General features: G+C 66.6%; 23 protein-coding genes. 9 read left to right on the plus strand and 14 right to left on the minus strand.

Going from position 1 to position 24892, the window contains the following annotated elements; translation table 11 throughout:
• The first annotated feature begins 19 nt into the window (after positions 1-19).
• On the plus strand, positions 20-622 hold the full coding sequence (locus ACFXNW_RS00920; RefSeq protein ID WP_379414925.1) for a Tellurium resistance: 603 nt from the start codon (positions 20-22) through the stop codon (positions 620-622).
• 89 nt (positions 623-711) lie between these two features.
• Here the strand turns inward: ACFXNW_RS00920 and ACFXNW_RS00925 are convergent, their stop codons facing one another.
• Both ACFXNW_RS00925 and ACFXNW_RS00930 read right to left on the minus strand, forming a co-directional pair.
• On the minus strand, positions 712-1671 hold the full coding sequence (locus ACFXNW_RS00925; RefSeq protein WP_379414926.1) for a DUF389 domain-containing protein: 960 nt from the start codon (positions 1669-1671) through the stop codon (positions 712-714).
• Between the two features lie 203 nt (positions 1672-1874).
• Positions 1875-2333: an SRPBCC family protein gene (locus ACFXNW_RS00930; protein WP_379414928.1), complete on the minus strand. Its 459-nt coding sequence runs from the start codon at positions 2331-2333 to the stop codon at positions 1875-1877.
• A gap of 100 nt (positions 2334-2433) precedes the next feature.
• On the opposite strand from ACFXNW_RS00930, the gene ACFXNW_RS00935 reads away from it, so the two are divergent.
• Together ACFXNW_RS00935 and ACFXNW_RS00940 are read left to right on the plus strand one after the other, a co-directional pair.
• The gene (locus ACFXNW_RS00935) at positions 2434-3000 is read left to right on the plus strand and encodes a hypothetical protein (RefSeq protein WP_379414929.1); all 567 of its coding nucleotides are present in this window, start codon (positions 2434-2436) and stop codon (positions 2998-3000) included.
• On the plus strand, positions 2997-3977 hold the full coding sequence (locus ACFXNW_RS00940; protein WP_379414931.1) for a hypothetical protein: 981 nt from the start codon (positions 2997-2999) through the stop codon (positions 3975-3977). Before ACFXNW_RS00935 ends, ACFXNW_RS00940 begins: the two co-directional genes overlap by 4 nt.
• 43 nt (positions 3978-4020) lie before the next feature.
• Here the strand turns inward: ACFXNW_RS00940 and ACFXNW_RS00945 are convergent, their stop codons facing one another.
• Entirely contained in the window at positions 4021-5361 is a 1341-nt protein-coding gene (locus ACFXNW_RS00945) for a lipase family protein (protein ID WP_379414933.1), read from the minus strand.
• A 426-nt stretch (positions 5362-5787) separates the two neighbouring features.
• Positions 5788-7491, minus strand: coding sequence for a cutinase family protein (locus tag ACFXNW_RS00950; RefSeq protein WP_379414934.1), 1704 nt, complete (start codon positions 7489-7491; stop codon positions 5788-5790).
• Positions 7492-7680: 189 nt separating this feature from the next.
• Here ACFXNW_RS00950 and ACFXNW_RS00955 point away from each other — a divergent pair, with 189 nt between their 5' ends.
• The gene (locus ACFXNW_RS00955; RefSeq protein WP_379414935.1) at positions 7681-9594 is read left to right on the plus strand and encodes an acyl-CoA thioester hydrolase/BAAT C-terminal domain-containing protein; all 1914 of its coding nucleotides are present in this window, start codon (positions 7681-7683) and stop codon (positions 9592-9594) included.
• Positions 9595-9652: 58 nt separating this feature from the next.
• On the opposite strand, the gene ACFXNW_RS00960 is transcribed toward ACFXNW_RS00955, so the two are convergent.
• The gene (locus ACFXNW_RS00960; protein ID WP_379414937.1) at positions 9653-9997 is read right to left on the minus strand and encodes a DUF6463 family protein; all 345 of its coding nucleotides are present in this window, start codon (positions 9995-9997) and stop codon (positions 9653-9655) included.
• A gap of 29 nt (positions 9998-10026) precedes the next feature.
• Between ACFXNW_RS00960 and ACFXNW_RS00965 the strand changes: the two genes are divergently transcribed.
• Entirely contained in the window at positions 10027-10635 is a 609-nt protein-coding gene (locus ACFXNW_RS00965; RefSeq protein WP_379414938.1) for a TetR/AcrR family transcriptional regulator, read from the plus strand.
• A 26-nt stretch (positions 10636-10661) separates the two neighbouring features.
• Here ACFXNW_RS00965 and ACFXNW_RS00970 read toward each other — a convergent pair whose 3' ends face one another.
• Both ACFXNW_RS00970 and ACFXNW_RS00975 read right to left on the minus strand, forming a co-directional pair.
• Positions 10662-10871 carry a ferredoxin gene (locus tag ACFXNW_RS00970; protein ID WP_379414939.1) on the minus strand — a complete coding sequence of 70 codons (210 nt, stop codon included), beginning with the start codon at positions 10869-10871 and terminating at the stop codon, positions 10662-10664.
• A complete protein-coding gene (locus ACFXNW_RS00975) occupies positions 10868-12094 on the minus strand; it encodes a cytochrome P450 (protein ID WP_379414940.1) in 1227 nt (408 codons plus the stop codon). The genes ACFXNW_RS00970 and ACFXNW_RS00975 overlap by 4 nt, the downstream gene beginning before the upstream one ends.
• 187 nt (positions 12095-12281) lie before the next feature.
• Here ACFXNW_RS00975 and ACFXNW_RS00980 point away from each other — a divergent pair, with 187 nt between their 5' ends.
• Positions 12282-15452 carry a BTAD domain-containing putative transcriptional regulator gene (locus ACFXNW_RS00980; protein ID WP_379414942.1) on the plus strand — a complete coding sequence of 1057 codons (3171 nt, stop codon included), beginning with the start codon at positions 12282-12284 and terminating at the stop codon, positions 15450-15452.
• Here ACFXNW_RS00980 and ACFXNW_RS00985 read toward each other — a convergent pair.
• From ACFXNW_RS00985 to rpsF, 7 genes are all read right to left on the minus strand, one after another.
• Positions 15436-16191, minus strand: coding sequence for an ABC transporter permease (locus tag ACFXNW_RS00985; RefSeq protein WP_379414943.1), 756 nt, complete (start codon positions 16189-16191; stop codon positions 15436-15438). The two genes, ACFXNW_RS00980 and ACFXNW_RS00985, sit on opposite strands and share 17 nt — an antisense overlap.
• Positions 16188-17129: an ATP-binding cassette domain-containing protein gene (locus ACFXNW_RS00990; protein ID WP_379414945.1), complete on the minus strand. Its 942-nt coding sequence runs from the start codon at positions 17127-17129 to the stop codon at positions 16188-16190. The genes ACFXNW_RS00985 and ACFXNW_RS00990 overlap by 4 nt, the downstream gene beginning before the upstream one ends.
• 203 nt (positions 17130-17332) lie before the next feature.
• The gene (dnaB, locus tag ACFXNW_RS00995) at positions 17333-18715 is read right to left on the minus strand and encodes a replicative DNA helicase (protein ID WP_379414946.1); all 1383 of its coding nucleotides are present in this window, start codon (positions 18713-18715) and stop codon (positions 17333-17335) included.
• 694 nt (positions 18716-19409) lie between these two features.
• Positions 19410-19868, minus strand: coding sequence for a 50S ribosomal protein L9 (rplI, locus tag ACFXNW_RS01000; protein ID WP_379414947.1), 459 nt, complete (start codon positions 19866-19868; stop codon positions 19410-19412).
• A gap of 17 nt (positions 19869-19885) precedes the next feature.
• Complete coding sequence (rpsR, locus tag ACFXNW_RS01005) at positions 19886-20137, minus strand: 30S ribosomal protein S18 (protein ID WP_379414949.1); 252 nt, start codon at positions 20135-20137, stop codon at positions 19886-19888.
• 56 nt (positions 20138-20193) lie between these two features.
• Entirely contained in the window at positions 20194-20757 is a 564-nt protein-coding gene (locus ACFXNW_RS01010; protein ID WP_379414951.1) for a single-stranded DNA-binding protein, read from the minus strand.
• 94 nt (positions 20758-20851) lie between these two features.
• On the minus strand, positions 20852-21139 hold the full coding sequence (gene rpsF / locus ACFXNW_RS01015) for a 30S ribosomal protein S6 (RefSeq protein WP_379414953.1): 288 nt from the start codon (positions 21137-21139) through the stop codon (positions 20852-20854).
• 139 nt (positions 21140-21278) lie between these two features.
• Between rpsF and ACFXNW_RS01020 the strand changes: the two genes are divergently transcribed.
• From ACFXNW_RS01020 to ACFXNW_RS01030, 3 genes are all read left to right on the plus strand, one after another.
• A complete protein-coding gene (locus tag ACFXNW_RS01020) occupies positions 21279-22673 on the plus strand; it encodes a hypothetical protein (protein WP_379414955.1) in 1395 nt (464 codons plus the stop codon).
• A gap of 25 nt (positions 22674-22698) precedes the next feature.
• On the plus strand, positions 22699-23352 hold the full coding sequence (locus ACFXNW_RS01025; RefSeq protein ID WP_379414956.1) for a class I SAM-dependent methyltransferase: 654 nt from the start codon (positions 22699-22701) through the stop codon (positions 23350-23352).
• Between the two features lie 111 nt (positions 23353-23463).
• The gene (locus tag ACFXNW_RS01030; RefSeq protein ID WP_379414957.1) at positions 23464-24816 is read left to right on the plus strand and encodes a wax ester/triacylglycerol synthase family O-acyltransferase; all 1353 of its coding nucleotides are present in this window, start codon (positions 23464-23466) and stop codon (positions 24814-24816) included.
• Positions 24817-24892 lie beyond the last annotated feature (76 nt).

The following is a 24892-nucleotide window of genomic DNA, read 5'->3' on the forward strand; positions in this document are numbered from 1 at the left end:
CGGAGGGGGGATCGCGGTAATGGCGATCGGCGATCAGCGGGCCGGCGGCGGGAAAGTGACTCTGTCCAAGGCCACGCCGAGCATCAATCTGACCCGTCCGGGCGAGCTGCAGGGTGTCATGCGGGTCGAACTGACCTGGGTGGCCCGCGCCAAGAGCCTGTTCCGCAGATCCACTCCGGTCGAGCTCGAACTCGGCTGCCTGTACGAACTCGCCGACGGGCGCACGGGCGCACTGCGCACGGCGACGGATGCGGGCGCGCTGGAATTCGAGCCGCACATCCTGCTCGACCGTGACGGCGCCCGCCCCGGCAGCGCCGGCCTGAACATGGATCTCGCGCGGCCCGAAGCATTCCGGCGGGTGCTGATCTTCGCCCTCGGCGCGCAGGCGCCGAACTGGGCTGCCGCCAAGGGAACTCTCACGCTGGCGCCGACGATCGGCCCGAGCGTCGAAGTATCGCTCGACGAGCCGGTCGCCGATACCAAGTCGTGTGCGATCGCGCTGTTGCAGAATGCGGGCGCCGGGGTCACCGTCTACCGGGAGAACCAATACCTGCCGGGCGCGATGGACGACATCGTCGCGGCCTACCGGTGGGGTATGGACTTGGATTCCGCGCGCGCCTGATCTCGAACATCGAACTATCGCGGCGGCGCAAGGCGTCTGCTCGGCTCCCCGGCCGAGCGCCGCCCCGTGAGCGATTGCCGCGCCGAGGCTCAGAGCATCCGGCGCGGATACAACCTCGCCTTCGGCCGATGCACTGCCACCCGGGACCATAGGGCGTTCTGCAAAGCCAGTGTCCCCCACCCGGCAAACGCCATCCCGGACAGGTTCAGCGCCAATTGCAATGTGCTGCCCCAAACCTCGTCCCAGGCGCCGAACACCGACCCGAGGGCGATATTGCCTGCGGCGGGCACGGTCGTCACCGAGATGAACACACCGACCAGCCCGCCCGATTTCGCCGAGGTCAGCGAGAGCACGCCGGCCGCCGCGGCGATCACGGCCACGATGAACGACCATTTGTCCGGTGTGTAGATGAACGCTGTCTCCGGACTCGTCCCGATATCGGCGCTGGTGATCCAGCCGAGCCCACGCGCGATGAGCACCAGCAGGAACGTCAGCACGATGGCGGTGAGGAAACCGAGAATCAGGGTGCGAACCGCCAACCCGAACAGCACGTATCGCCGTCGCACGAGCGCGACGCCGAGTGCGGCGATCGCACCGAACTCCGGCCCGAGCACCATCGCCCCGATCACCAGAATCTGTGAATCGGTCACGATGGCGATGGCGGCCAGTGTGGTCGCCAGCGTCATGAAGGTCAGATAGGTCCAGTTGAGCTCGGTCTCCTCATAGGAGCGCTGCGCGACATCGGCCCAGACCACCGCGTCGGCGCTGCTGCCGGGTGTGCGGACCTCCGCCTCGAATCCGGCCAGCGACAACCAGGTTCGCACCGGCTCGAGCTCGATGCTGCCGCATTTGTGCACCCCGGTCGCCCGCAGCTGGTCGACCAGCTCGTTGGCGGCCTCACGGGCCACGTGCGCCAGGACCAGATCGCCTTCCGGGCGCACCGCCGCCCCCCGCATCACCGCCAGTCCGCTGACCGCGTCGTCGGCCTCGAGAATCGCGACCACCTCGTCGGTCTTGTCAGCCGGCGCCATTATCCGCACATGCAGCATGCGCTCAGTCTGGCGTACCCGTGGGCGTTGGGTCGGGCGAAACCGGTTGGCGAGTCCGGTTGCCCGATTCTCCGCAACAGCGCGGGATGTGCGGGCCGCTACCTGGTGTGGGGAGCGACTACTGGGTCCCGCACGCGGACAACGCCACCGACCGTTGGTTTCATCGGTCGATTGACCTGGAGTCGTGGGCGGCCGGGCGGCGACTACGCCTGTTCGGCGAGTTTCGCGAGGCGCTCGATGGAGGCGGCAAGCTTGTCCGATGTGGTGGCCCGAGCCCGAGGTAGCCGCTTCTCGTCGGTCAACCGCGACCAGTCGTAGGTGTGCCGCACGCGGGAGCGCCCCTCGTCCAGCTCCTCGACTTCCCAGCGCCACAGATGCCCCGGCGGCTGCCGGTCGGGCTCGGCGGGCAGCCACGCGATCAGGCGCCCCTCCTCGAACTCCACCACATGGTTCTGCCGGGTGTGCCCCTTGGTGATCACCATCGTGAACACCTCCCCTGCCGCGCGGACCCGCTGGCCGGTCGATGCCTCGGACAGGTTGTCGTTGCCGTCCCAGCGCGGCTGTTGCGCGGGATCGGCGATCAGCTCGAATACCACCGACGCGGGCGCCGCGATCTCACGTTCGGCGCTGACGATGCGGACCTGTTCTGCTGCGGAGTTCATGTCACCGATCGAAGCACAACGGGCCGAGCGGACCCAGGTACCGGTATCCCCTGCCCAGGAAATCGCCGATCTTGTCGGTGCCCGGTTATACAGTGACGCTATGGCAGCAGCGGTTCACCCTGCGCCGGGCCCGTCACCGCGGCGCGCAGCCGACGATCTGGTGCAGATCGCCGCGCGAACACCGCTGTTCTTCTCGAGCTATACGCCGCTGTTCGCGATACTCGCCGCCCGTTTCGCAGCCACGCCGTGGCTGTCGGTTGTCTGCCTCGCGCTCATGGTGTTCGGCACGGCCTGCACGGTGTGGGTGCTGTATCTGATCGGCTCGTCGGCGCGGTCGAGTATCACGGTGGCGAAGGTGCACGAGACGGGCACCGAATCCGGCGGCTACCTGGTGTCCTATGTGCTGCCGTTTCTCACGGTCGAAACCCCGGACGCACTCGACGCCCTCGCCTACGGCCTGTTCCTGCTGGTGTTGCTGCTGGTCTACGTCCGCACCGACCTCATCCAGGTCAACCCGATGATTTATCTGCTACTGCATCGAATCGTGAAGGTACAGACCGATACCGGTGACACCGCGTACGTGATCGTGCGGTCGGTGCCAAGGCCCGGCGACACCGTGACGGTGGCCCAGCACGCGGGTATTCGAGTGATGACGGAACGAGGGTGAGCATGCGGACCAGCGCGGCGTGGGCCGATATCGACATCGGCGGCGAACCGATCGACCTGCTATTGGGTTGGCGAGACGGGCGTAAACACCTGCAGGCGTTACGCATCGAGTTCGCTGCTGCCCTCGGTGCGGAGTTGCGCGGCATCGCCGCTGCGACGCTCGGCCGGGTCGCGACCATGGCGCCGATCGACTACGACACCACCGCCACACTCGTCGACGGCGAGGAGTTCTTCTCCTTCTCCCTCGACGAGCTCGCCGCGACAGCTACGCCCGGCGAACCCGATGCCCACATCACCCAGCTGCTACAGCTCATCGCGCGATCGGCGACCCTCGATACCGTCCTGCCGCGGCAGATGCGCGACGGCACCTTCCTGTTCTACGTCTTGATCTGCGAATCCGCAGGCCCCGACCGGCACCGCACCGCATTCGTGCGGTTGCAGCACGGACTACGGGTGGCCTCCGCGCACCGCATCCTCGCCACCTTCGGTGAACGCCTGAACCGGGTCGGCGATCCGGTCTTCGCCTTCGCCGAGGAATTCGATCTCGTCGTCACCGCCGACGAGATCGCGATACTGAAACCCGATACCTTCCTGCGCCTGTTCACCGACCTGGAGCTGCTCACCAAGGCCACACCGGATTTCGTCGACCACATCAGCGAGGCGCTCGGCCTCGACCTGGCGGCGCCGGTCAAGGACACCATCGTCGCCGTCTGCGCCAAACGCCCCAGCTACGCCAAGCTCCTCAAACGGCTCAACAGCGTCGACTATCTGCCGAAGGTCACCCTGGCCTCACTGCAGGCCGAGATCGAAAAGTTCCCGGAGCTTCCCGAGGGCATTCAGATCGACGAATCCGGAATCGTATTGAGCGATCAGGGCGTACCGACATTCCTGGAGATTCTCGACCAGCGCATCTGGCGCGGGCCGTTCGACGATTCGTCGCGGGTGGCGACGGCTTATCGGCGGCTACGGCCACGCTGACATCGCCGGACGCCGGGACTGCCAGCTGATCCGGCGTCGGAGATCACCGATGGCCGAGCATCGCCGCCAGCAGTCCGCCGATGAAGTCGGGGCCGAGCGCATTCAACGCATCCGGCGTCACCGGAGTCGTCACCGTCTGGATATCGCAACCGCTCTGCGGTTGGCCGGCAGCGCGGTCCTTCAACCAGGCGAAGGCGGCGGGTGCGCCCAGACCCCATTCGAAGGTGTGCGGCGAAACCACCGACGGAACGATGTCGCGACGGTAGGTCACCGAAGTTCCTGCGGCGCAATACCGGTCGATGAGCTGATCGGTCGATGTGATGGTGCTCAACTCGTCATCTACCGCGTTGTACACATACAACGGAGCGGTGGGAGCAGTCGCGCCCAGCGCTCGTTCGGCGAGCAGACGCTGGGTGACCGGCGCGCTCATGACCTGCTGCAACGGCTCGGTCAACAGGGTGTCGAAGTTGCGCAGCGGGAAGCTCACCAGATTCTGCGGTGTGCAGCTCGCCGCGGCTCCGGCCAGCAGCCGCTTACCTTCATCGGTGACCACCCGGTCGAGCAGCGCGGCGAATTCGGGCGAATCCTGTTGCAGTGCGACGACTCCGACCGCTACCAGTCCGGCGACCGGTGCCCCGTTCCCGTTCCTGATCGCGGCGGCGAAATCCGGGACGGGCGCGCCGACAGCCATTCCCGCGACGTTCAGTTCCGGCGCGTAGCTCGGCTGAACCTGTGCGGCCCAGGTCGTGGCGATGCCGCCGCCGGAGTATCCCCAGAACAGAGCGGGCGTATCCGCGACTGCCCCCAGCTCGGCGAAGTTCTGTGCCGCCCGGACACCGTCGAGCGCCACGTAGCCCGGTTCCCGAGGCGTCAGGAAGTGGTTGTCCACCCCACCGAGGTCCGGCACCGACACCGCCCAGCCCTGGGCCAGCCCCGCCGCGATCATGGGCACTTCGCTGGCGGTGGTGGACAGGGTGATCGGCCCGCCGTCACTGGCGAAGTCGAACCACGGCGCACCGGTTCGCAGGACCTGCGAGGGCATGCAATTCGGCGCGATGGCGTCGATCATGCTGTCGTAGGACAGGATTGCCGTCGGCGCTTTGCCGTGATCGCCCATCAAGATCGTGGTCACCGCGGCATACGGGTTGCCGTTCGAATCGGTGGTCCGGTACAGCAGTTGCCAGCCGCGAACCCGCATGGGAAGCAGCTGCAGCGCGGCCGGGGTGATCGGCCGAGTCCGCAGGATGGTGCCCGGTGCTGTCGACTCGTAGTCGGCGGGCGGCTGGTAGAACGCGTCCGTGGTGTTGGGGATCGCCGCCGCGGGAGTGGCGAGCGCGACCAGACCTGCGCAGGTCGTTGCGATGGTGACGGCAAGTGCCGTCATACGTGTTCGCCATCCTCGTCTGCGGCCGACTGGTGTTCGTGACTGCCCGATCCCCGCTGTCTGCATTGGGTCACTCTAGAACGTGTTTCAGTCTATGTTCGCGTTTCCGGGAACGCTCCGTGCTCGCACGGCATGGGCCACGCCTGCCCCGGCCATCGACGCCGAGTGGGCTTTTCGGCAGTATGCGCACCGGTGCGGACTCGGCCGAATTGCGTAGCCGTGGTGAGCGAGCTGCCGGCCGATCAGCTGCCGGTTTCCGCTGTGCGCTTTCCCGTCGAAACGCGGACGCGGCGGACTCACTTGATGTGAGTCCGCCGCGTGCGGTCTTACGCCTGAGCGGTCCTTGTGCTCGATCCATCGCAGGGAGCCCGCGAGCCTCGCGAGGCCTTTGGGCTTCCGACGCGAGGCCGGCGACCGCTCGTCCTCTTACTTGGTTGCCTCCGCTCGGGCGTCCGTGGTGGGCGCCGCGGGCTTCGTGGTCGTGGTGGTGGTCGACGGCGCCGTCGTGGTCGGTTCCGTCTTCTCCGCCGGAACCTGGGTGGTGGTCGGCGCTGCCGGAGTGGTGGTCACCTCAGGAGTGGTGGTCGCGGCATCGCTCGGCTGGGTTGTCGTCGGCGCCGTGGTCGACGTGTCGGCCTCGGTGTTCGGCTTCGCGGTCGTGGTCGTCGCCGGCGACGTGGTGGTTGTCGTAGTCGTCGTGCCCTTGGCCGGTTCGGTCGTCGGGGTGGCCGAGGTGGTCGATTCCGCCGCCTCGTACGCCGCGGCGAGGTCCGCCTCGGTCGGCTTCGCGTTGGTATCAACCTTCTCGCCCGCCTGCGCCTGCTTGGCCAGGTGGGTGATCCAGGCCGCCGCGTACTCGGCCGAGGTCATCGGCCTGCCGTTGCCGGGGTCGGCGTCATCCCAGTAGTCGAAGTGGTGACCGGTGTGGTTGGGGCCGAGGGTCTGCTTGTACGGGTCGCTCAGGATCACCGGGATGGTGTTCTGGTTCGTCACGATCAGCCCGACGATCTCGTTCAGGATCTTCTGCGGCAGATACGCCAGCGGCGACATCTGGTCGGCCGCGATCACATCGGCCTGCGGCTGCTCCTTCGGCGCCTCACCCGGCTTGTACGCCGGATCCGAGACCCGCAACAGCACCTCGAGGAAGGTTTCGTCGCTGGCCATCCAGTTCGGCTGGGACGCGATATCGGCGAACGCGGTCATCGCGATCCGGCCGAGGACCACCGCGACATCCTGTCCGGTCGCTGGGGTCAGACCCTCACGCTCGAGATCGTCGACATTCAACTGCCTGCCGACATTGACCGCCAGGTTCAGCAGGGAGATGTTCTCGGGCGCCGAGCAGGTGAGGTCACCGTCGGAGCAGAACGAGGCGATCTTGCCGTTCAGCGCACCGAAATCACCGCTGGTCCCAGGCAGCACGCCCTGACCGGGCACCGGCTTCTGCCCATTCTGATAGTCCTGGTCGAAGCCGTCGGGATTGCTGTGCGGATCCTCCGAGCCGGGGAACGGCCCATCGCCCTTCGAACGGCCCGGATCGGCGAGGATCACCACACCGACCACGTTCTCCGGATCGACGATGCCGTATTCGCCGCCCTGACCGGGCTCCTGATGCCCGACCTCCATCGCGACGCGACGCACGACATCGGCGCCCTCGCTGTAGCCGACGATGGAGAACTTGGTGTCCGGGCAGGCCGCCGCGATCTCCGACATCACTTGCTTGGCATTTGCCACGCCCGCGTTGACGGCATCCTCGTAGCTGGACATGTTCGCCGGATAGGCGATGTAGACCGCCGCGTAGGAACCCTCGGCAACATCATCGCGGGGCGCGTTGACCACCGGATCCAGCCATTCACTGCTGTGATCGCCCGACAGCGCGGCGGGAAGGGGATTGCCATTGGCATCGACGAGCATCGCCGTCGTCCCCTCGCGCGGTGTGTCATTGCGACCGGCCACCGAGATGGTCACCATGTCGCGGCATTCGGTCACCGAGGCCACCAGCTGCGTATCCACCTTTTCCGGCGTGGATGTCAGCGCGAAGGTGGCGGCTACCGCCGCCGCGACCCCGAGAACTGCGGGCGCGGCAACGGCCGAGGCCATCCGATGTCGCGCGAGAAACTCACGAAGAGCCATGTCCAAATCCCCATATTCCTGTGACTGACAAGCGGAAGGACAGGCCCCCCGACGGGCCATGTGTCACGTATGAGGTCGTGGCAGGGGAGAAGAGTGTTACTGGGTGTGTGCTTGTGGTTCATGAGGTGAATGCGAACCGCACCCCACGATAGGGCTCCGCAAGACGTTCATCGGCGATAAAATCCGCAGGTGGGCTTCCTGATCGGTTTCGCCCCGTGGATCGTCTACTGGATCCTGGTCGGAAACACCGGGTTCGTGGCCGCGGTCGGAATCGCCCTCGCTCTGGCAGTCGCAGGCCCACTCGTGCTGCGCCTGCGCGGCCGGTCGTGGCATTCGCTCGAGATCGGCACCGCCGTCATGTTCGCGCTGCTGCTCATCGCGGCGCTGACCGTCGATGACCGGGTGCTCGAGCGTTGGCTCCAGCCGGTCACCAACCTCGGGCTGTTCCTGATCGCGCTCATCGGGGCCCTGATCGGCAGACCCTTCGTCAAGGAGTACGCCGCCGAATCCGTCGATCCACAGACCGCGGCCACCGACGGCTTCCGAGTGATCACCGTGGCGATGACGTGGATGTGGATCGCGGTGTTCGGCCTGATGACGGTGTCCGCGCTGATTCCACCGCTGGTCGACGGCGACGCGACCATCCGCGACACCGGACACACCCTGTCGGTGCTCTGCTACTGGGTCGTCCCGTACACGGCGATGGGTGCGGCGGGCGTGGTCTCGGCGCTGTTCCCGACCTGGTTTGCCCGGCGATCGGATCTGGTCGCCGCGCATACCGAGGAGCGGCGCGCGCCCGTCGCGCAGTCTGTCCCGCCGGCGCCGATCCGCAGCAATTCGCTCGTTCTGACCGTGTCCGAGGTTTCCCGGCATGACGAACCGTTCGCCTGGGGCGTGCGTGGCTGCGCGCCGAATGCGAGCGTGGATGTGCGTGCGTCCGGCACCGACCTCTTCGGCGCCCAGTGGGAATCCGCGGCGACTTTCACCGCATCGGCCAACGGTGTGGTCCACGCTGCGACCACCGCACCGGTCGCCGGCGACTGGAGCGCCCCCGATGGCGACGCCGCACTATGGGCCATGCGCTTCGAATCCGACCGCACCCCGGAACTTTTCGTGCCTCCGGCGCACGGCTGGCAGGTCACGATGGACGTCCGGTGCGGATCCGAACGCACTCGCACCACCGTGACCCGTGTTCCGGCATCAGCGGATGTGCACCTCACCGAGGTGTCGATCGACGGGCGGCCCGCGGTGTACGCATCGCCCGCGGGCACACCGCCACCGAACGGCAGGCCGGCAGTCGCATGCTTCGGCGGATCGGAAGGCGGTTGCGATTCGCAGCGATCCACTATCGCCATGCTGGCAGCGAATGGCTATGCGGCACTGGCATTCTCCTGGGTCGACGAAGACGCGGATATCGCCAGAATTCCGTTGGACCGTTTTGTGCGGGCGATCAACTGGCTGGCCGGGCAGGAGGAAGTCGACGCACGCCGGACCGCGGCAATGGGTATCTCCCGCGGTGCGGAGGGCTTGCTCGCCACCGCCGGACACAGTCGAATTTCCTTGGGCGGCCTGATATTGGTGAGCCCGAGCTCGGTGTCCTGGCAGGCCATCGGCTCGGACGGCGAGATCCCCGGCACGCCGTCCTGGACGCTGGACGGGGCCGACCTGCCCTGGTGCGCACTGCCTTCCGGCGAACTGATGCCACAGTTGGTTCGCAACGCCTGGTCGGCGCACGGCAGCATCGCCCGCCACCAGCCGATCCTGCTGCGCCTGCGACCCGCCTACGAGGACGGGCTCGACCACGCCACACCCGATACCCAACTCCGATCCGAACGCATCGACTACCCGATCCTGTGCCTGACCGGTGACAACGACGCCGTATGGCCATCGGGCACCATGGCCGACGAGATACTGGAGCGGCGATCCCACCCCGGCGATGCCCACCTGCGGTTCCCGGGCGCAGGCCACCTCATCCGCCCCGGTATCTTCCCCGTCGCCGCCCAATGGACCAGCGGGATCGCCTTCGGAGGCAAAGGTTCCGGGCAAGCGGCCGCGCAACGGGGCGCGAGCACCGCGATCCTCGATTTCCTCGGGCATATGTAGGCGACGCAGCGATAGCCCGCGGGCTACTCGGCAGCACATGGCGACCGGCGATCTCGCACTAGGCCACGGCGACCGGAGTGTTCCGCCGACGGACCCAACCGCGGATCCCAACGGCAACTGGGACGAGCACCGTAAGGAATCCCGACACGGGTTCGACGGCGAGCCCGAAGCCGGCCAGGGCCGCGATGGCGGCGAGGATCGGGCCGGTGACGTAGCCGCGGGCGCGCTCGACCTCGATAACGGCGATGCCAAGGGCGATTGCCGCGACCCCGAAGGCGGTGAACCAGAACGACAGTTCAGCGTCCTGGTCTTTCGTGGCCCACACGACGGCGCCCATCGCGGTGTGGGCCGTGCCGATGAACGTGAGCATGCCGCCGACTATCGGACGTGTTTTTGAATCCATATTCCAAAACTAGGTCCTAGGCTGTACGCGTGGCAAGACCCAGGCGGTTCACCGATGATCAGGTCCTCGACGCGGCGCGTGATCTGCTCGACGACCCGGCGATCACTCGGCCGGGGATCGCCGCGATCAGCGCCGCGGCCTGCATCCACACCGGCTCGATCTACGTGCGTTTCGCCTCGCGCGAGGAGTTGCTGGCCCGGCTGTGGTTGCGCTCGATCCGCCGCTTCCAGGCCGGGCTCATCGAAGCGCTGACCGGACCCGACCCACTGCTCGCCGCCGCGGCGTACCTACCGCGCTACTGCCGCGACCACCCTACCGAGGCACGGGCGATGAAGATGTTCCACCGCGACGAGCTGCTCGACACCGGCCCCGATGACCTGCGGGCCGCGATCACCACCGTCAACGACGATATGAACGCCGCACTGCGCGACGCCGTCGCCGTGCAATTCGGCACTGCCGACGAACAGGGGATGGCCATCGCGGGCGCCGCGGTCAAAGCCATCCCGTACGGCCTGGTCCGAGATTTCATCGCCCGGGCGGCCCCTGTTCCGGGGTGGGTCGACGATGTTGTCGCCACGGCGTCGGGCGCCGTGGTGCGCGAATTCAGCCGGCGGCCCGCAGTCGGACACTCCCGCTAGGGCGACGATCTCGGGGGCGGCGATGGCTAGCCTCGGGGCTCTTCGATGACGAGCGCCCCGGACGGGCAAGCATCCACCGCCTCCAGTACCGCCGAGCGATGGTGCTGCGGCCTCGAGTCGAGCAACCGCACCCGGCCGTCACCCTCGTCCTGATCGAAGACCTCCGCGGCGATGAGGGCGCACATGCCCGCGCCGATACAGCGCTCCCGATCCGCCGAGATTCGCAACTCGGTCATGGCTTTTCGTCCGTCCAGGTGACGGGCAATTCGTGGACGCCGTAGATGTTCATGTCGGTCCTGAGCCGCACCTCGCCGGCCGGGATGGCCAGCTCGAGGGACGGGAAGCGGCGCAGCATTCCGGCGAAACCGGCACGCATCTCGATCCGGGCCAGTTGCTGACCGAGGCAGGTGTGGATGCCGTGCCCGAAGGCCACCCGACCACCGGCCTCGCGGTGGATGTCGAGGGTGTCGGGGTTATCGAAGCGCTTGGGGTCGTGGTTGGCGGCCAGCAGCGAGACGACGACGGTAGATCCCTTGCCGATGGTTTCGCCGCCGAGTTCGATGTCCTCGGTGGCATAGCGATAGAAGATATCGGCGACGGAGAGATAGCGCAGCAGTTCCTCGACCGCACCGGGCACCAGGTCCGAGTCGGCACGCAGTTCGGCCAGCTGCTCGGGGTGCTCCAGGAGTGCGAAAGTACCAAGTGCCAGCATGTTGGCGGTGGTCTCATGGCCCGCGAGCAGCAGCAGGAAGGCGATGCCGGTCAGCTCGTCGATCGCGAGATCGTCATCGCGAGCCAGATCGGACAGGATGTCGTCGCCGGGTTCGGCGCGTTTACGCGTGACCAATTCGGCGAGGTAGGTCATCATCGCGCCGTAGGCGGCCATCTTCTCGTCGAGCGGCTGGTCCTTGAGCATGAACTTGGCGGAATTGACCTGGAAGGTCTCGCGGTCCGCGTAGGGAACGCCGAGCAGTTCGCAGATCACCAGTGAGGGCACCGGCAGCGCGAACTCCTTGACCAGGTCGACCGGCGGGGTCAGGCGCGCCATCTCGTCCAGCTGCCGCTCGACGATGTCGATGATGTGCTCTTCGAGCTGCTTCATGCGTTTGACGGTGAAGGTGCCGGTCAGCTTGCGCCGCAGCCGGGTGTGATCCGGCGGGTCCATCGCGATGAACATGCCCGGAATCTGTGGGGACGGTTCGGTGGGGGCCGCCATGCCCGGGATGTCTTCCAGAGTGTGCTGGATGCCGATGTCCTGGCGGGAGCTGAACCGGGTGTCGGACATGAGCCGGCGGACCGCGTCGTAGCCGGTGACGATCCAGCCCTCGTGCCCGTCGGGGAAGACGATGGGGCTGACCGGGTGCGCCTCGCGCAGCCGGGAGACCTGGCTGGGCGGGTCGAAGGGGCTGGCATCGCGCTCCGTGGGGAGACCGTGCGGGACGGGAACCGTTCGAGTCATCGGATGTCCTTTGTCGTGGCTGTTTGTTGTTGCCACAGTCGCTGACAGGGCTGTCACGCCCCTGTCACGGCCCTGACACCGACCCGGCGGCGCGGTGCGACGGACGAACCGACCGCAATCGGGCAGAGCCTTCTGCGTTGCGTCCAGCGGTCGAAACCGGTCGATCGCCCATGGCAAGATCGGCCGGGTGCAGATCGGGATGCTTGGGCCGTTCGAGGTTCGTACGGACGACGGCGGTCTCGCCGATGTGCCTGGGGCGCGGTTGCGCGGGCTGCTGGTAGCCCTCGCGCTCAACGCAGGTCACGCGGTCCCGAAAGCGAACCTCATCGACTGGATCTGGGGTGAATACCCGCCCGCTGACGCCGCGAATTCCCTGCATCGCCTGGTTTCCCGGCTGCGGAAAGCGCTGCCGGAAGGGTCGATCGAGGGACAACCGGACGGCTACCGGCTGCGGGTGACACCCGACGCCGTCGATGCCGTGCGGTTCGAACGCCTCGTCGCCCGCTCCCGCGATGAGCAGAATCCACAGCAGCTACGCGAGGCCCTCACACTATGGCGTGGTACGGCCATGCAGGACATCGGCTTACAGGAGAGCGCGGCGTTCGACGCGGTGGTCACCCGGCTCGAGGGGCTCCGCCTGACCGCCATGGAGGATCGGTTCGACGCCGAGATCGGCCTCGGCCACGGTGCGGAGCTGATCACCGAGCTGATCGACCTGGTGGCCGCGCACCCGGTGCGAGAACGGCTGGTCGCCGCGTTGATGCGCGCCCTGGTCGCGGCAGGACGCGACACCGAGGCACTGCGGGTGTACGAGCGCACGAGGGAAAGCCTGGCCGACGAACTCGGCGTCGACCCATCACCGGAGCTGTCCGATGTGCACCTCGCACTGCTGCGAGGCGAGATGGGACGGCAAGAGGACAACCGCAAGACCAACCTGCGGGCAGAATTGACCACCTACGTCGGCAAAGACGCCGATGTCGCGGCAGTCCGCGAACTTACCGCCGAACATCGGCTGATCACGCTGATCGGTCCGGGCGGCTCGGGGAAAACCCGACTGGCCACGGAGACCGCGCGCACCTTGCTCGGCGACCTGCCCGACGGGGTCTGGCTGGTCGAACTCGCGCCCATCGGCGCCGACGATGACGCCACGGGTGGGCTCGACGGAAACAACATCGCGCAGGCGACGCTCGCCGCACTCAAATTACGCGATGCGCTGCTGGGCGAGGTACCGGACGCGGAACCGACCGAGCGGGTCATCGCCGCGCTCCGCGAGCGCGCGACGGTGCTGATTCTGGACAATTGCGAGCATGTGATCGAGTCCGCGGCGACCTTCGCCCACCGTCTGCTCGGCGAATGCCGTCGGCTGCGGATACTCGCGACGAGCAGAGAACCCCTCGGCATCACCGGCGAGGCGCTGTGGCCGGTCGTGCCACTGGCCCTGCCGGACGGTAATGCGGGCCCCGCCGAGATCGAGTCCTCCCCCGCCATCCAGCTGCTGCGCGACCGCGCGGGCGCCGTGCGCAAGGACCTCGCTACCGACGCGCACACATCCTCGACCTTGGCCCGCGTATGCCGCGCACTGGACGGAATGCCACTGGCCATCGAACTCGCCGCTGCCAGATTGCGCACCATGTCCCTCGATCAGCTCGCCAATCGCCTCGACGACCGGTTCCGCCTGCTGACCGGTGGAAGTCGCACCGCACTGCCCCGGCACCGCACGTTGCGCGCGGTGATCGACTGGAGCTGGGAGTTGCTCACCGACGCCGAACGGGTAGTCCTGCGCAGGCTTTCGGTGTTCTCCGGTGGGGCGAGCTTGGAAGCAGCCGAAATGGTCTGCGCTGGAGGCGGAAAGAACGGCCTGGTCGAGACGGGTGAGGTACTCGAGCTGCTGACCGCGCTCACCGAGAAATCGCTGGTCGTCACCGCGGGTGACGAGGTGCCGCGCTACCGAATGCTCGGCACCATCAAGGAATACGCCGCGCAGCGTCTCACCGAGGCAGAGGAATCTGAGCCGGCGCGTCGGGCGCATCTCGCGTATTTCACCGACCTCGCCGACCTCGCGGAGCCGCATCTCCGCAGCGCCGAGCAGCTGGAATGGCTTGCCACACTCGAAGCCGAGCACGACAACATCGCCTCCGCGATGCGTGGGGCGCTCGCGGCAGGCGAGGCGAACGGCGCCATGCGGCTCGCCGCGGCCGCAGGCTGGTACTGGTGGCTGGCCGGGCACAAGGCCGAAGGCCACGAGCTGCTCATTGCCGCGACTGTCCTGCCCGGCGAGGTGGCCGACGAGATCCGGGCCGTGGCGTACGCATTGGTCGTCCAGTTCGTGTCCGCCGGACGGGAGGGTGATCAGTACCGGGCGGCGGAGTGGATCCGCAAAGCTCACGAGCTCAGCCGCGGCATCCAAGGTGGTCACCCCGCGCTGAGATTCGCTGCTCCGCTGGAACGCATGTTGCACGGGCCGGACGAATTCCTGCCCGCATGGGAACCATTGCTGGTCGACGACGACCCCTGGGTCCGCGCTCTTGCCCGGCTGCAACTGGGGAAGTTGCGGATCGAGCTCGGCCATGCCGACCGGGATGCCGACATCTATCTCGAGCAGGCGCTCACCGAGTTCCGTGTGATCGGAGACCGCTGGGGGATGTCGTTCGCGCTGACCGAACTGGCGAATCGAATCACCGTGCGCGGTGAGTTCGCCGCTGCCTGCGAGCACTACGAACAGGCGATAGCGGTCGTCACCGAAGTCGGTGCCATCGAGGATGTCGCGGTCATGCGGTCGCGGCAGGCCCAGTTGTACTGGCTACTTGGTGATGCGAAGTCGAGCGCGGCTGCGATGGCCGAGGCGCAGCGGTCTGCGGAACGAGTCGCCTGGCCGACCGTGCTGGCGGAGCTGGCGCTTTCGAAGGCAGAGCTCGCGCGCTGGAGCGGCAATGCCGAGCAGGCGCATCGGCAGCTCGACGTCGCGACGGCGATGCTCGGCGATGACGCCCAGCGGCCGATCATCCGCGCCGTCGTACAGGATCTGCTCGGCTATCTGGCCGAGGAGATCGACCGGGCCCGCGAACACCGCGTCGCGGCCTTCCGGGCGGCGTCGGAGGCGGGCCATGTTCCCCTGATCGCCGGGATGCTCATCGGGATCGCGGATCTGGCGCTGCGCAACGAACAGCACGAACAGGCGGCGCGGCTGCTCGCGGCGAGCATCGGCGTACGAGGCATGCCGGACCGTTCCCACCCGGATGTCGCCAGGATCGAGCAGGCGACGCGAAGTCGCCTCGGTGACACACGGTTCACCGAGGCGACTGACGAGGGGGCGAAAGCGGACTGGCGGGAGCTTGTCGCGGTCACGCTCGCTTGCTGAATGTCGAACGCGCCCACAGGTACCCGACGACACCGATCCCGATGCACCAGGCGACAGCGATGATCGCATCGCCGGCCTCCGGTGCGCCGCCGAGCAACCCACGCAGGGTTTCGATGATCGGCGTGAACGGCTGGTACTCCGCGAACTGCTTCAGACCGGGGCCCATCTTGTCCGCAGGAACGATCGCGCTGCTGAAGAACGGCAGCATGACCAGCGGCACGGAGGCCATACCCGCGGTTTCCGGCGACTTCGCCGCCAAACCCAAGGCAATCGTGAGCCAGGCGGCCGCGAAACCGAGCAGCACGACCATCCCGACCACGCCGAGCCATTCGACGAAACTCGCCGAGGGGCTGAACCCCAGCAGGAACGCCACCCCGATCAGGGCCGCGATGGCGATCATATTGGTCAGCACTGTGGCGATGACATGACCGGTGAGCACTGCGCCACGGGAGACGTCCATGACCTTGAACCGGTTGATAATGCCGTTCATCATGTCGGAATTCACCGCCGTCGCAGTCGCCCCGAGGCCGTAGCAGACGGCCAACAGGATCAAGCCCGGCGTCGCGTAGTCGATGTAGTCGGCGCCGACATCGAAGGCGTCGCCGAACATGTAGACGAACATCAGCATGATGATGATCGGCATCAGGACCGCATTGAACACCGAGACCGGGTTGCGAGCGATGTGGGTGAAGTTGCGGCGCAACATCACCAACGATTGGGGCTTGGGGTTGGTGCTCATTTCGCGGCCACCTCCGTGGTCTGGCCCGTCAGGGCGAGGAAAACATCATCGAGATCGGGTGTGTGCACGGAGAACTCCTCTGCGCTGAGCGCGTACTCGTCGAGCCGGTCCAGCAGCGCCCGCAGCGACTTCGTACCGCCGTCGCCGGGAACGCGAAGGGTCAGCGCCTCGGCGTCGGGAGTGGACTCGGCGAACAGCCTTGCCGCCGCATCGAGTTGGGCGGCGTCGCTGAACCGGAGCCGGATGTGCGTGCCGGGAATCCGGCGCTTGAGCTCGTCGGGCGTGCCGTCGGCGACAACGCGGCCCTGGTCGAGCACTGCGATCCGGTCGGCGAGCTGATCGGCTTCCTCGAGGTACTGGGTGGTGAGGAAGATGGTCACACCATCGGCCACCAGGTCACTGACGATCGACCACATCGTGCGCCGACTGCGCGGGTCCAGGCCCGTCGTCGGCTCGTCGAGGAAGATGATCTGCGGGTTGCCGACCAGCGTCATCGCCAGATCGAGCTTGCGCCGCATACCGCCGGAGTAGGTCGACGCGGGTTTCGCCGCCGCCTCCGTCAGATCGAAGCGTTCCAGCAGCTCGGCGACGGTTCGCTTGCCGTCCTTGGCGGAGAACCCTTTGAGGTCCACCATCAGCTGCAGGTTCTCCTGCCCCGTCAGCAACTCATCGACCGCCGCGAACTGGCCGGTGACCCCGATCGCCGCCCGCACCGCCTTGGCCTCGCTCACGACATCATGGCCGGCAACCCGCACCGACCCACCGTCGGGCTCGAGCAACGTGCTCAGCACGTTCACCGTCGTAGTCTTACCCGCACCATTCGGCCCGAGCAGCGAGAACACCGTCCCCGTACCGACATCGAGATCGATGCCGTCGAGCACGACCTTGTCTCCGTAGTTCTTTCGCAGTCCGGAAACCGCAATCGCTGAATTTCTCATGCGGACAACGATCGGGGGCGGGGCTGACACGAGGCTGTCATGCCGCTGTCACGGGGTCAGACATGGAGTCTTACCTGGTCGCGCGGTATTCGACCACGTCTCGCAAGGCCATTCACAGCGCAATGTCATGGCGGCTGCGCATCAAAGCCGACCAGTCGTCGCGCAACCGCGGTGACGCCGCCGTTGAACCCGCCGCGATCAGCTCAGCCGCGCGCCATATCCACGAACCGGCTCAAATGCAGCTGGTGGGCGACGGTGATGGTGGCGGTCGGGCCATTTCGGTGCTTACCGACGATCAGGTCGGCCTCACCGCCGCGCGGGTCGTCGCGCTCGAAGGCGTCGGGGCGGTGCAGCAGGATGACCATATCGGCATCCTGCTCGAGCGATCCCGATTCGCGCAGGTCAGAGACCATGGGGCGCTTGTCGGTTCGCTGTTCTGGACCACGGTTCAGCTGACTGATGGCGATGACGGGGACTTCGAGTTCCTTGGCCAGCAGCTTGAGGTTTCGGGAGAAATCCGAGACTTCCTGCTGGCGGGATTCGACCTTCTTGCCGGAGGTCATCAGCTGGAGGTAGTCGACCACAACGAGTTTCAGGTCGTGGCGCTGTTTGAGCCGCCGCGCCTTGGCCCGGATCTCCATCATGGTCAAGTTCGGTGAATCATCGACGAACAGCGGCGCCTCGCTGATCTCGCTCATCCGCCGCGCCAGCTTCGTCCAGTCGTCATCACTCATCCGCCCGGACCGCATATCACCCAGCTTGATCTTCGCCTCGGCAGACAGCAGACGCATCACGATCTCGGTGCGGCTCATCTCCAGCGAGAAGATGACGCTCGCCAACCCATGCTTGATCGAGCAGCTACGCATGAAGTCCATGCCGAGCGTCGATTTACCCACACCGGGTCGGGCCGCGACGATGATCATCTGGCCCGGGTGCAGGCCGTTGGTGAGTTCGTCGAGTTCGGTGAAGCCGGTGGGGACGCCGAGGGAGATGCCGCCGCGGCTGGCGATGGAGTCGATTTCGTCCATCGTCGGCTGGAGGAGTTCCTCGAGGGGGAGGAAGTCTTCGGTGGTTCGGCGTTCGGTGACCTCGTAGACCTCGGCCTGGGCGCGGTCGACGACCTCGGCGATGTCTTGGCCGTCGGCACCTGCGTAGCCGTATTGGACGATGCGGGTGCCCGCTTCGACGAGGCGGCGCAGGATGGCCTTCTCGGCGACGATTTCGGCGTAGTAGCCGGCATTGGCGGCGGTGGGGACGGTCTGGGTGAGGGTGACCAGGTAGGGAGGGCCGCCGATGCGTTTGAGTTCGCCGCGGCGGTCGAGGCCTGCGGCGACGGTGACGGGGTCGGCGGGCTCGCCTCGGCCGTAGAGGTCGAGGATGGTGTCGTAGATCGCCTGATGGGCGGGACGGTAGAAATCGCCGGGGCGCAGGGCCTCGATGACGTCGGCGATGGCGTCCTTGCTGAGCAGCATGCCGCCGAGCACCGACTGTTCGGCCGCCATATCGTGCGGCGGCTGCCGCCCGAAGTCCTCACCGGGCGGTTCGGGTGGGTAATCGGTATGCCCACGGTCATCGACGACTGCCACCAGACTCGACCGTCCTCTCTTCCCGACAGGGCTCACCCTATTGACGACTGGTTCTACCCCCGGGGTACGACAGACTCGTCGTGTCGGACAGGCATGACCAGCACCGTTGCCCGCCTCCGGCCACGGGCTCAGTTACCGTTCCGGCACTGGGCCGGACCGTGACCGCTGAAGGCTTCGCGCACGGCGATGCGACGAACCTAGGCGACCACGCATACACACGCCAAACCGACCTGTGCACACATCTGTGGATAACTTGTGGACTGTTTACCCAACCGTGTGCACCTCCTGTGCACAACTTGGGGAAAACCCTGGTCAGATACCACAAACACGCAGATAGGTACGCATTTCCACAGGTGTGCACGTGTGGATAAATAAAGTCTCGGCGTGTCGGTGGAGTTGAACAGCCGGGCGTGTTGGGTTAACAGACGGTGGACAAGCTATGAGGTGAATCACATTACGAGCAGTTGGTTTCCGCGGTGATCCACAGCATGCACATCTGGGGATAACTTCCCGTCCCCCGGGCAGCACGAAGCCACCCCCTTGGTTGCAGAGCAACCAGCAGATGACAGAGCTAACCCACGGCTAACAGCGTGGGGATGAGCCGGAATGACACGCAGCGCACAGTCGAAGGCCACCCTCGTGCCGAGCACGAGCGTGGCCTTCGACTATGGAAATTCAGCGTGAGTGCGCGGACTCAGCTCTCGGCTGCGACGACGTCCAGGTCGAAAGTGGCAACCACGTCCGGGTGCAGGTGCACCGAGATCTTGTGCTTGCCGGTCGACTTGATGTGCGACTTCGGCAGGTCGATGCTGCGCTTGTCCACGACCGGGCCGCCGGCCGACTTCACCGCGGCGGCGACGTCGGACTGGGTCACCGAACCGAACAGCTTGCCGGTGCCTGCGGTCTTGACGCTCAGCGACACCGACTCCAGGCCCTGGATGGCCTGCTTCAGCTCGTTGGCGTGGTCCAGGTCGCGCACGCGACGGGCATCCTGCGCCCGGCGAATGCCCTCGACCTGCTTCTCCGCACCACGGCTGGCGACGATGGCAAGGCCGCGCGGGAGCAGGAAGTTGCGCCCGTAGCCGTCCTTGACCTCGACCGTGTCGCCGGGGGCACCGAGGTTATCCACATCAGCGGTGAGAATGAGCTTCATTTGCGTGCCTCCCTTGCTCAGCGAGCCGTCGACACGTAAGGCAGCAGCGCCACCTCACGCGAGTTCTTGACGGCAACCGCGATATCGCGCTGGTGCTGCACGCAGTTGCCGGTGACCCGGCGGGCACGGATCTTGCCGCGATCGCTGACGTACTTACGCAGCAGCGCCGTGTCCTTGTAGTCGATGTTGACGATTCCGGTCTTGCTCTCCTTGCAGAAAGTGCAAGCCTTCTTCTTGAGCACCTTTTCGCGCGCGGGCGCTTTAGGCATGGTGTTCTACTCCGTAACCTTGGTGGCCCACCGTCGCGGGCCGATATGAGCCGTTATCAGAACGGCGGTTCGTCATCCATGCGGCCGCCCCCGAAGGAGCCTGCCGCGGGCGCGCTGCCCCACGGGTCGTCGGCGGCACCCTGGCCACCGGAACGCCCACCACTGTTGGCCTGCTGGTGGTTGCCACCACCGCCGCCGGAACCACCGGAACCGGAGCCACCGGAACCGAATCCGCCGCCGCCCCCGCCGCCGCGGCTGGTCTTGTTGACCTTCGCGGTGGCGTATTTCAGCGAGGGACCGACCTCGTCGACCTCGAGCTCGACGACCGTGCGCTTCTCACCCTCGCGGGTTTCGTAGGAGCGCTGCTTGAGCCGTCCACTCACGATCACACGAGAACCCCTGGTCAGGCTCTCGGCGACATTCTCCGCGGCCTCGCGCCAAATGTTGCAGCGCAGAAACAGCGCTTCGCCGTCTTTCCATTCATTGGTATTACGGTCGAACACGCGGGGCGTGGAGGCGACGGTGAAGTTCGCCACCGCGGCGCCCGCGGGCGTGAATCGAAGCTCGGGGTCGGCCGTCAGATTTCCGATGACGGTGATGACCGTGTCGCCTGCTGCCATGAGGTTCCTCCTGCTCGGTGTGCAGTTCGCGGGTGCACTCGCTGTGTCGTGCTAGAGCCTAGAGACAGGCACCGACGCAGCGAGGCACAAAGAACTACTTGCCGTGGCGCAGGACCTTGGTGCGCAGCACCGACTCGTTGAGCCCCAGCTGGCGGTCGAGCTCGCTCACGGTGGCGGGCTCGGCGGTCAGATCGACCACCGCGTAAATGCCTTCGGCCTGCTTGCTGATCTCGTAGGCGAGCCGGCGGCGGCCCCAGATGTCGACCTTGTCGACCTTGCCGCCCTCGGTACGAACCACGCTGAGCATGTTCTCCAGGTTCGGGCCTACGGTGCGCTCGTCCAGGCTCGGATCGAGGATGACCATTACTTCATATTGACGCACGGACCAATCACCTCCTGTGGACTAGGAAACGGCCACGGACGGTCCGTGGCAGGAGGGTCGTTGCGTCAGCAACCCGGCAAGGCTACCTGACCAGGTGTTGACCGGCGAAATCGATCCCCTCGCCACTACGCTGGTCTGCATGCCGAACGGACCCGCAGCAGGCGAGCTGGCCGCCGGCCGTCTGCCGCGTCGCCTGACGTCGGCGACGGTGGTTGTGCTGCTGTGCGGACTGACGCTGCTGGCCGCGTTCTGGAACAAGGCGCGCTGCGCGGGCGCGCCGTTCCGCGAAGACGGGCGTTCCCTGGCCTTCGACCTGTTCAAGGATTCGAAGGTCTGCTATTCCGATATCCAGTTCCTGTGGCTCGGCCGCGATATCGATCAGCACGTCTTCCCCTATATCCACGGCGGCATCACCGGTGACGGTTCGCTTGTCGGTGGCGCGGTCGAATATCCGGTGCTCAGCGGGCTACTGATGTGGCTCGGGGCGCTCGGCGCGGACAACGACGCGATGTTCCTGCTGCATTCGGCGCTGCTGCTGGCACCGTTCGCGCTGCTCACCGCGTGGCTGCTCGGCCGGATGGCGGGCTGGCCCGCGCTGTTGTGGGCGGCCGGTACGCCGCTGGTGCTCTACGCCTTCCACAACTGGGAGCTGCCGGTGGTGTGCACCGCGGTCGCGGCGATCTACGTCGTCACGGCGTTGCCGCGGTATTCGCTGCGCACCAGGGGCGTGCTCGCCGCGATCCTGCTCGCTCTGGGGTTCTGCCTGAAGTTGTACCCGGGGATCTTCGTCTTGCCGTTGATGGCGTACGTGCTCACCGGGGGTGCCGAGGCTGGTGTCGCGGGCGCCCGCGGCCGCAGATTCGATGTCCGCGGCGCCCTGCTGACGGGCGCGGCGGCGATCGCGACGGTGGTGGCGGTCAATCTGCCGTTCGCGCTGGCCGGCTATGACGGCTGGCGCGCGTCGATCACCTTCCAGCAGCTGCGTCAGGCCGATATCACCACGAATTCGATCTGGTACTGGGGGCTGCGGCCGCTGTTCGGTCCGGACGCGGTGAGTGAGGAGAATTTCCAGCAGGTGGTCTCGGGGGCCTCGCCGGGACTGATCGTGTTCTCGTTCATCCTCGCGATGTGGCTCGGTTGGCGGCGTTTCACTACGACCGGTGTCTTTCCCTGGGTGGGTGTCAGCGGGGCGATGCTGTGTGGCTTCCTGCTGTTCCACAAGGTGCATTCACCGCAGTACACGCTGTGGATCATTCCGTTCCTGGTGTTGCTGCGGGTGCCGTGGACGTTGGTCGGTGCCTATCTGCTGGCCGATGCGGCGATCGGGATCGGCGTGTTCCGGTATTTCTATGCCCTCGGCACCGGGAATTCTGTCGAGTCGACCGAGGCGATCGTGCAGTTCGGGGTGTGGGGCCGCGCCGGACTGCTGCTCGTGCTGTTCTTCGTTTTCGTGCGGGCGGCTCCGCGAGCCGAAAGACCCACCGCGCCACCGGCACCGCGGCGCGATTCCGGCGATCTGTTGCCTGTCGGGTGAGCGTCGGGATGACGATAATGGTGCGATGACCGAATCCGCTGACGTCGATCTCACTCGCACCGCCTACGACGGTATGGCCGAACTCTACGCCGACTTCGCCGCGGGCAACCTTGCCCGCAATCCGTTCGACCGCGCCATGCTCGGCATTTTTGCGGAGTTGGTGCGCGACAACGGATCCGGACCGGTCGCCGATATCGGTTGCGGACCGGGCCGGCTGACGACACATCTGGCCGAACTCGGTCTCGACGCCTTCGGCATCGACCTGTCTCCGGAGATGATCATGCTGGCCAACCGGCTGTATCCGGGCCCGCGCTACGCCGTCGGGACGATGGAGCGGCTCGAGATCGCCGACGCTTCACTGGCCGGGCTGCTCGCCTGGTATTCGATCATCCATCTGCCCCCGCAACGCGTGCCCGACGTTCTCGCCGAGTTCCACCGAGTCCTGGCGGACGGCGGATACGCCCTGCTGGGTTTCCAGGCCACCGATCCACCCGAGCTCGTGACGGCCTTCGACCACAAGGTCGCCGAGGCCTACCGCTGGTCGCCGGAACGACTGCTCGAGCTGCTGGAGGCCGCCGGTTTCGCCCCGGTCACCCGCATGGTCCGCGAGCCCGAACCGGACGAACGATTCGGTCAGGCCTACCTACTGGTGACCAAAGTCCCCTCTCGCACCGGATAGCTCAGCCCGGCGCTCGCGCCCGGGTACCTTGAGGGAGCGCCGCACCCGGTGCGCGCGAGCTCCGACAATGTGGTCGATCGCCGAATTCACCGTCATCGTCAGGGGACCGCCATGGAATTGATTTCACCGATCGACGCTGCCTTCCTGATCGGCGAATCCAGGGAGCATCCGATGCATGTCGGTTCGATGCAGCTGTTCGAGCCGCCGGAGGACGCCGGGCCCGGTTTCGTACGGCAATTGCACGACACGCTGCTGGCGGAGCGGGAGCTGCACCCGACGTTCCGTAAACGCCCGGCCGCACTGTTCGGCGCCCCGCAGCTTGCTTGGTCTCGTGACGACGAGGTGGATCTCGAATACCACCTACGACGGTGGGCGCTACCGCATCCCGGACGCACCGATGACGCCCTCGACCTGGCCTCCCGCCTGCACAGCGGACTGCTGGACCGGCATCGGCCGCTGTGGGAGCTGCATCTGATCGAAGGCCTCGCCGACGGCCGGTTCGCGGTGTATTCGAAGATGCACCACGCACTCATCGACGGCGTCTCCGCGCAGCGATTGCTGCGGCGGACGCTGACCAGCGACGCGAGCTCGGCGCGGGCCCGGGTGCCGTGGAACCTGCCGCGTGGGCAACGAGCGCCGCGCGCTGGCTCGGGCTTGGGCACGGTGGCGCGAAACCTGGTGTCGGCGGCGTCATCCGGGCCCGCCCTGCTGCGCGTGGCGCGCTCGGCGCTGGTACAGCAGCAGTTGACGCTGCCGTTCGCTGCACCGCGCACGATGCTCAATGTGCCGATCGGCGGTGCTCGGCGCTGCGTGGCCCGGTCGTGGCCGTTGCAGCGGCTCGAGCAGGTGAAGAAGGCGACCGGGTCGACGGTCAACGATGTCGTGCTCGCCATGTCCGCAGGCGCCCTGCGCGGCTATCTGACCGAACGGAACGCGCTGCCGGACAAGCCGCTGATCGCGATGGTGCCGATCTCGCTGCGTTCGGCCGAGGACGACGGTGACAGCGGCGGCAACAAGGTCGGCGCGATTCTGTGCAATCTGGCCACCGACGTCGCCGATCCGCTCGAGCGTTTGCGGGTGATCGGTGAGTCCATGCGGCGCAGCAAGCAGGTGTATGCGGGCCTGTCCAGTACACAGTCGATCGCGCTGTCGGCGTTGATGGTGAGTCCGCTGGCGCTGTCGCTGCTGCCGGGGTTGGTGTCGATGACGAATCCGGCGTTCAACATCGTCATCTCGAATGTGCCGGGTCCGCGCGAGCCGATGTTCTGGGGTGGCGCCCGGCTGGATGCCGCCTATCCGATGTCGATCCCGTTGGACGGGCAAGCCGTCAACATCACCCTGACCACGAACGCCGGCAATCTGGATTTCGGGATCGTCGGCTGCCGGCGCAGCGTGCCGCAATTGTCCCGGCTGCTGACCCACCTGGAGGACGCGCTGGCCGCATTGGAGGACGCCGCGCGCTGAAATTTTCCCCTCCCTAGCAAAACTAGAACGTGTTACATTCGATGCATGGCACCGATGCCGATCGATGGCGCCGCGT

It is taken from the genome of Nocardia sp. NPDC059180, assembly GCF_042754945.1.
GTDB lineage: Bacteria > Actinomycetota > Actinomycetes > Mycobacteriales > Mycobacteriaceae > Nocardia.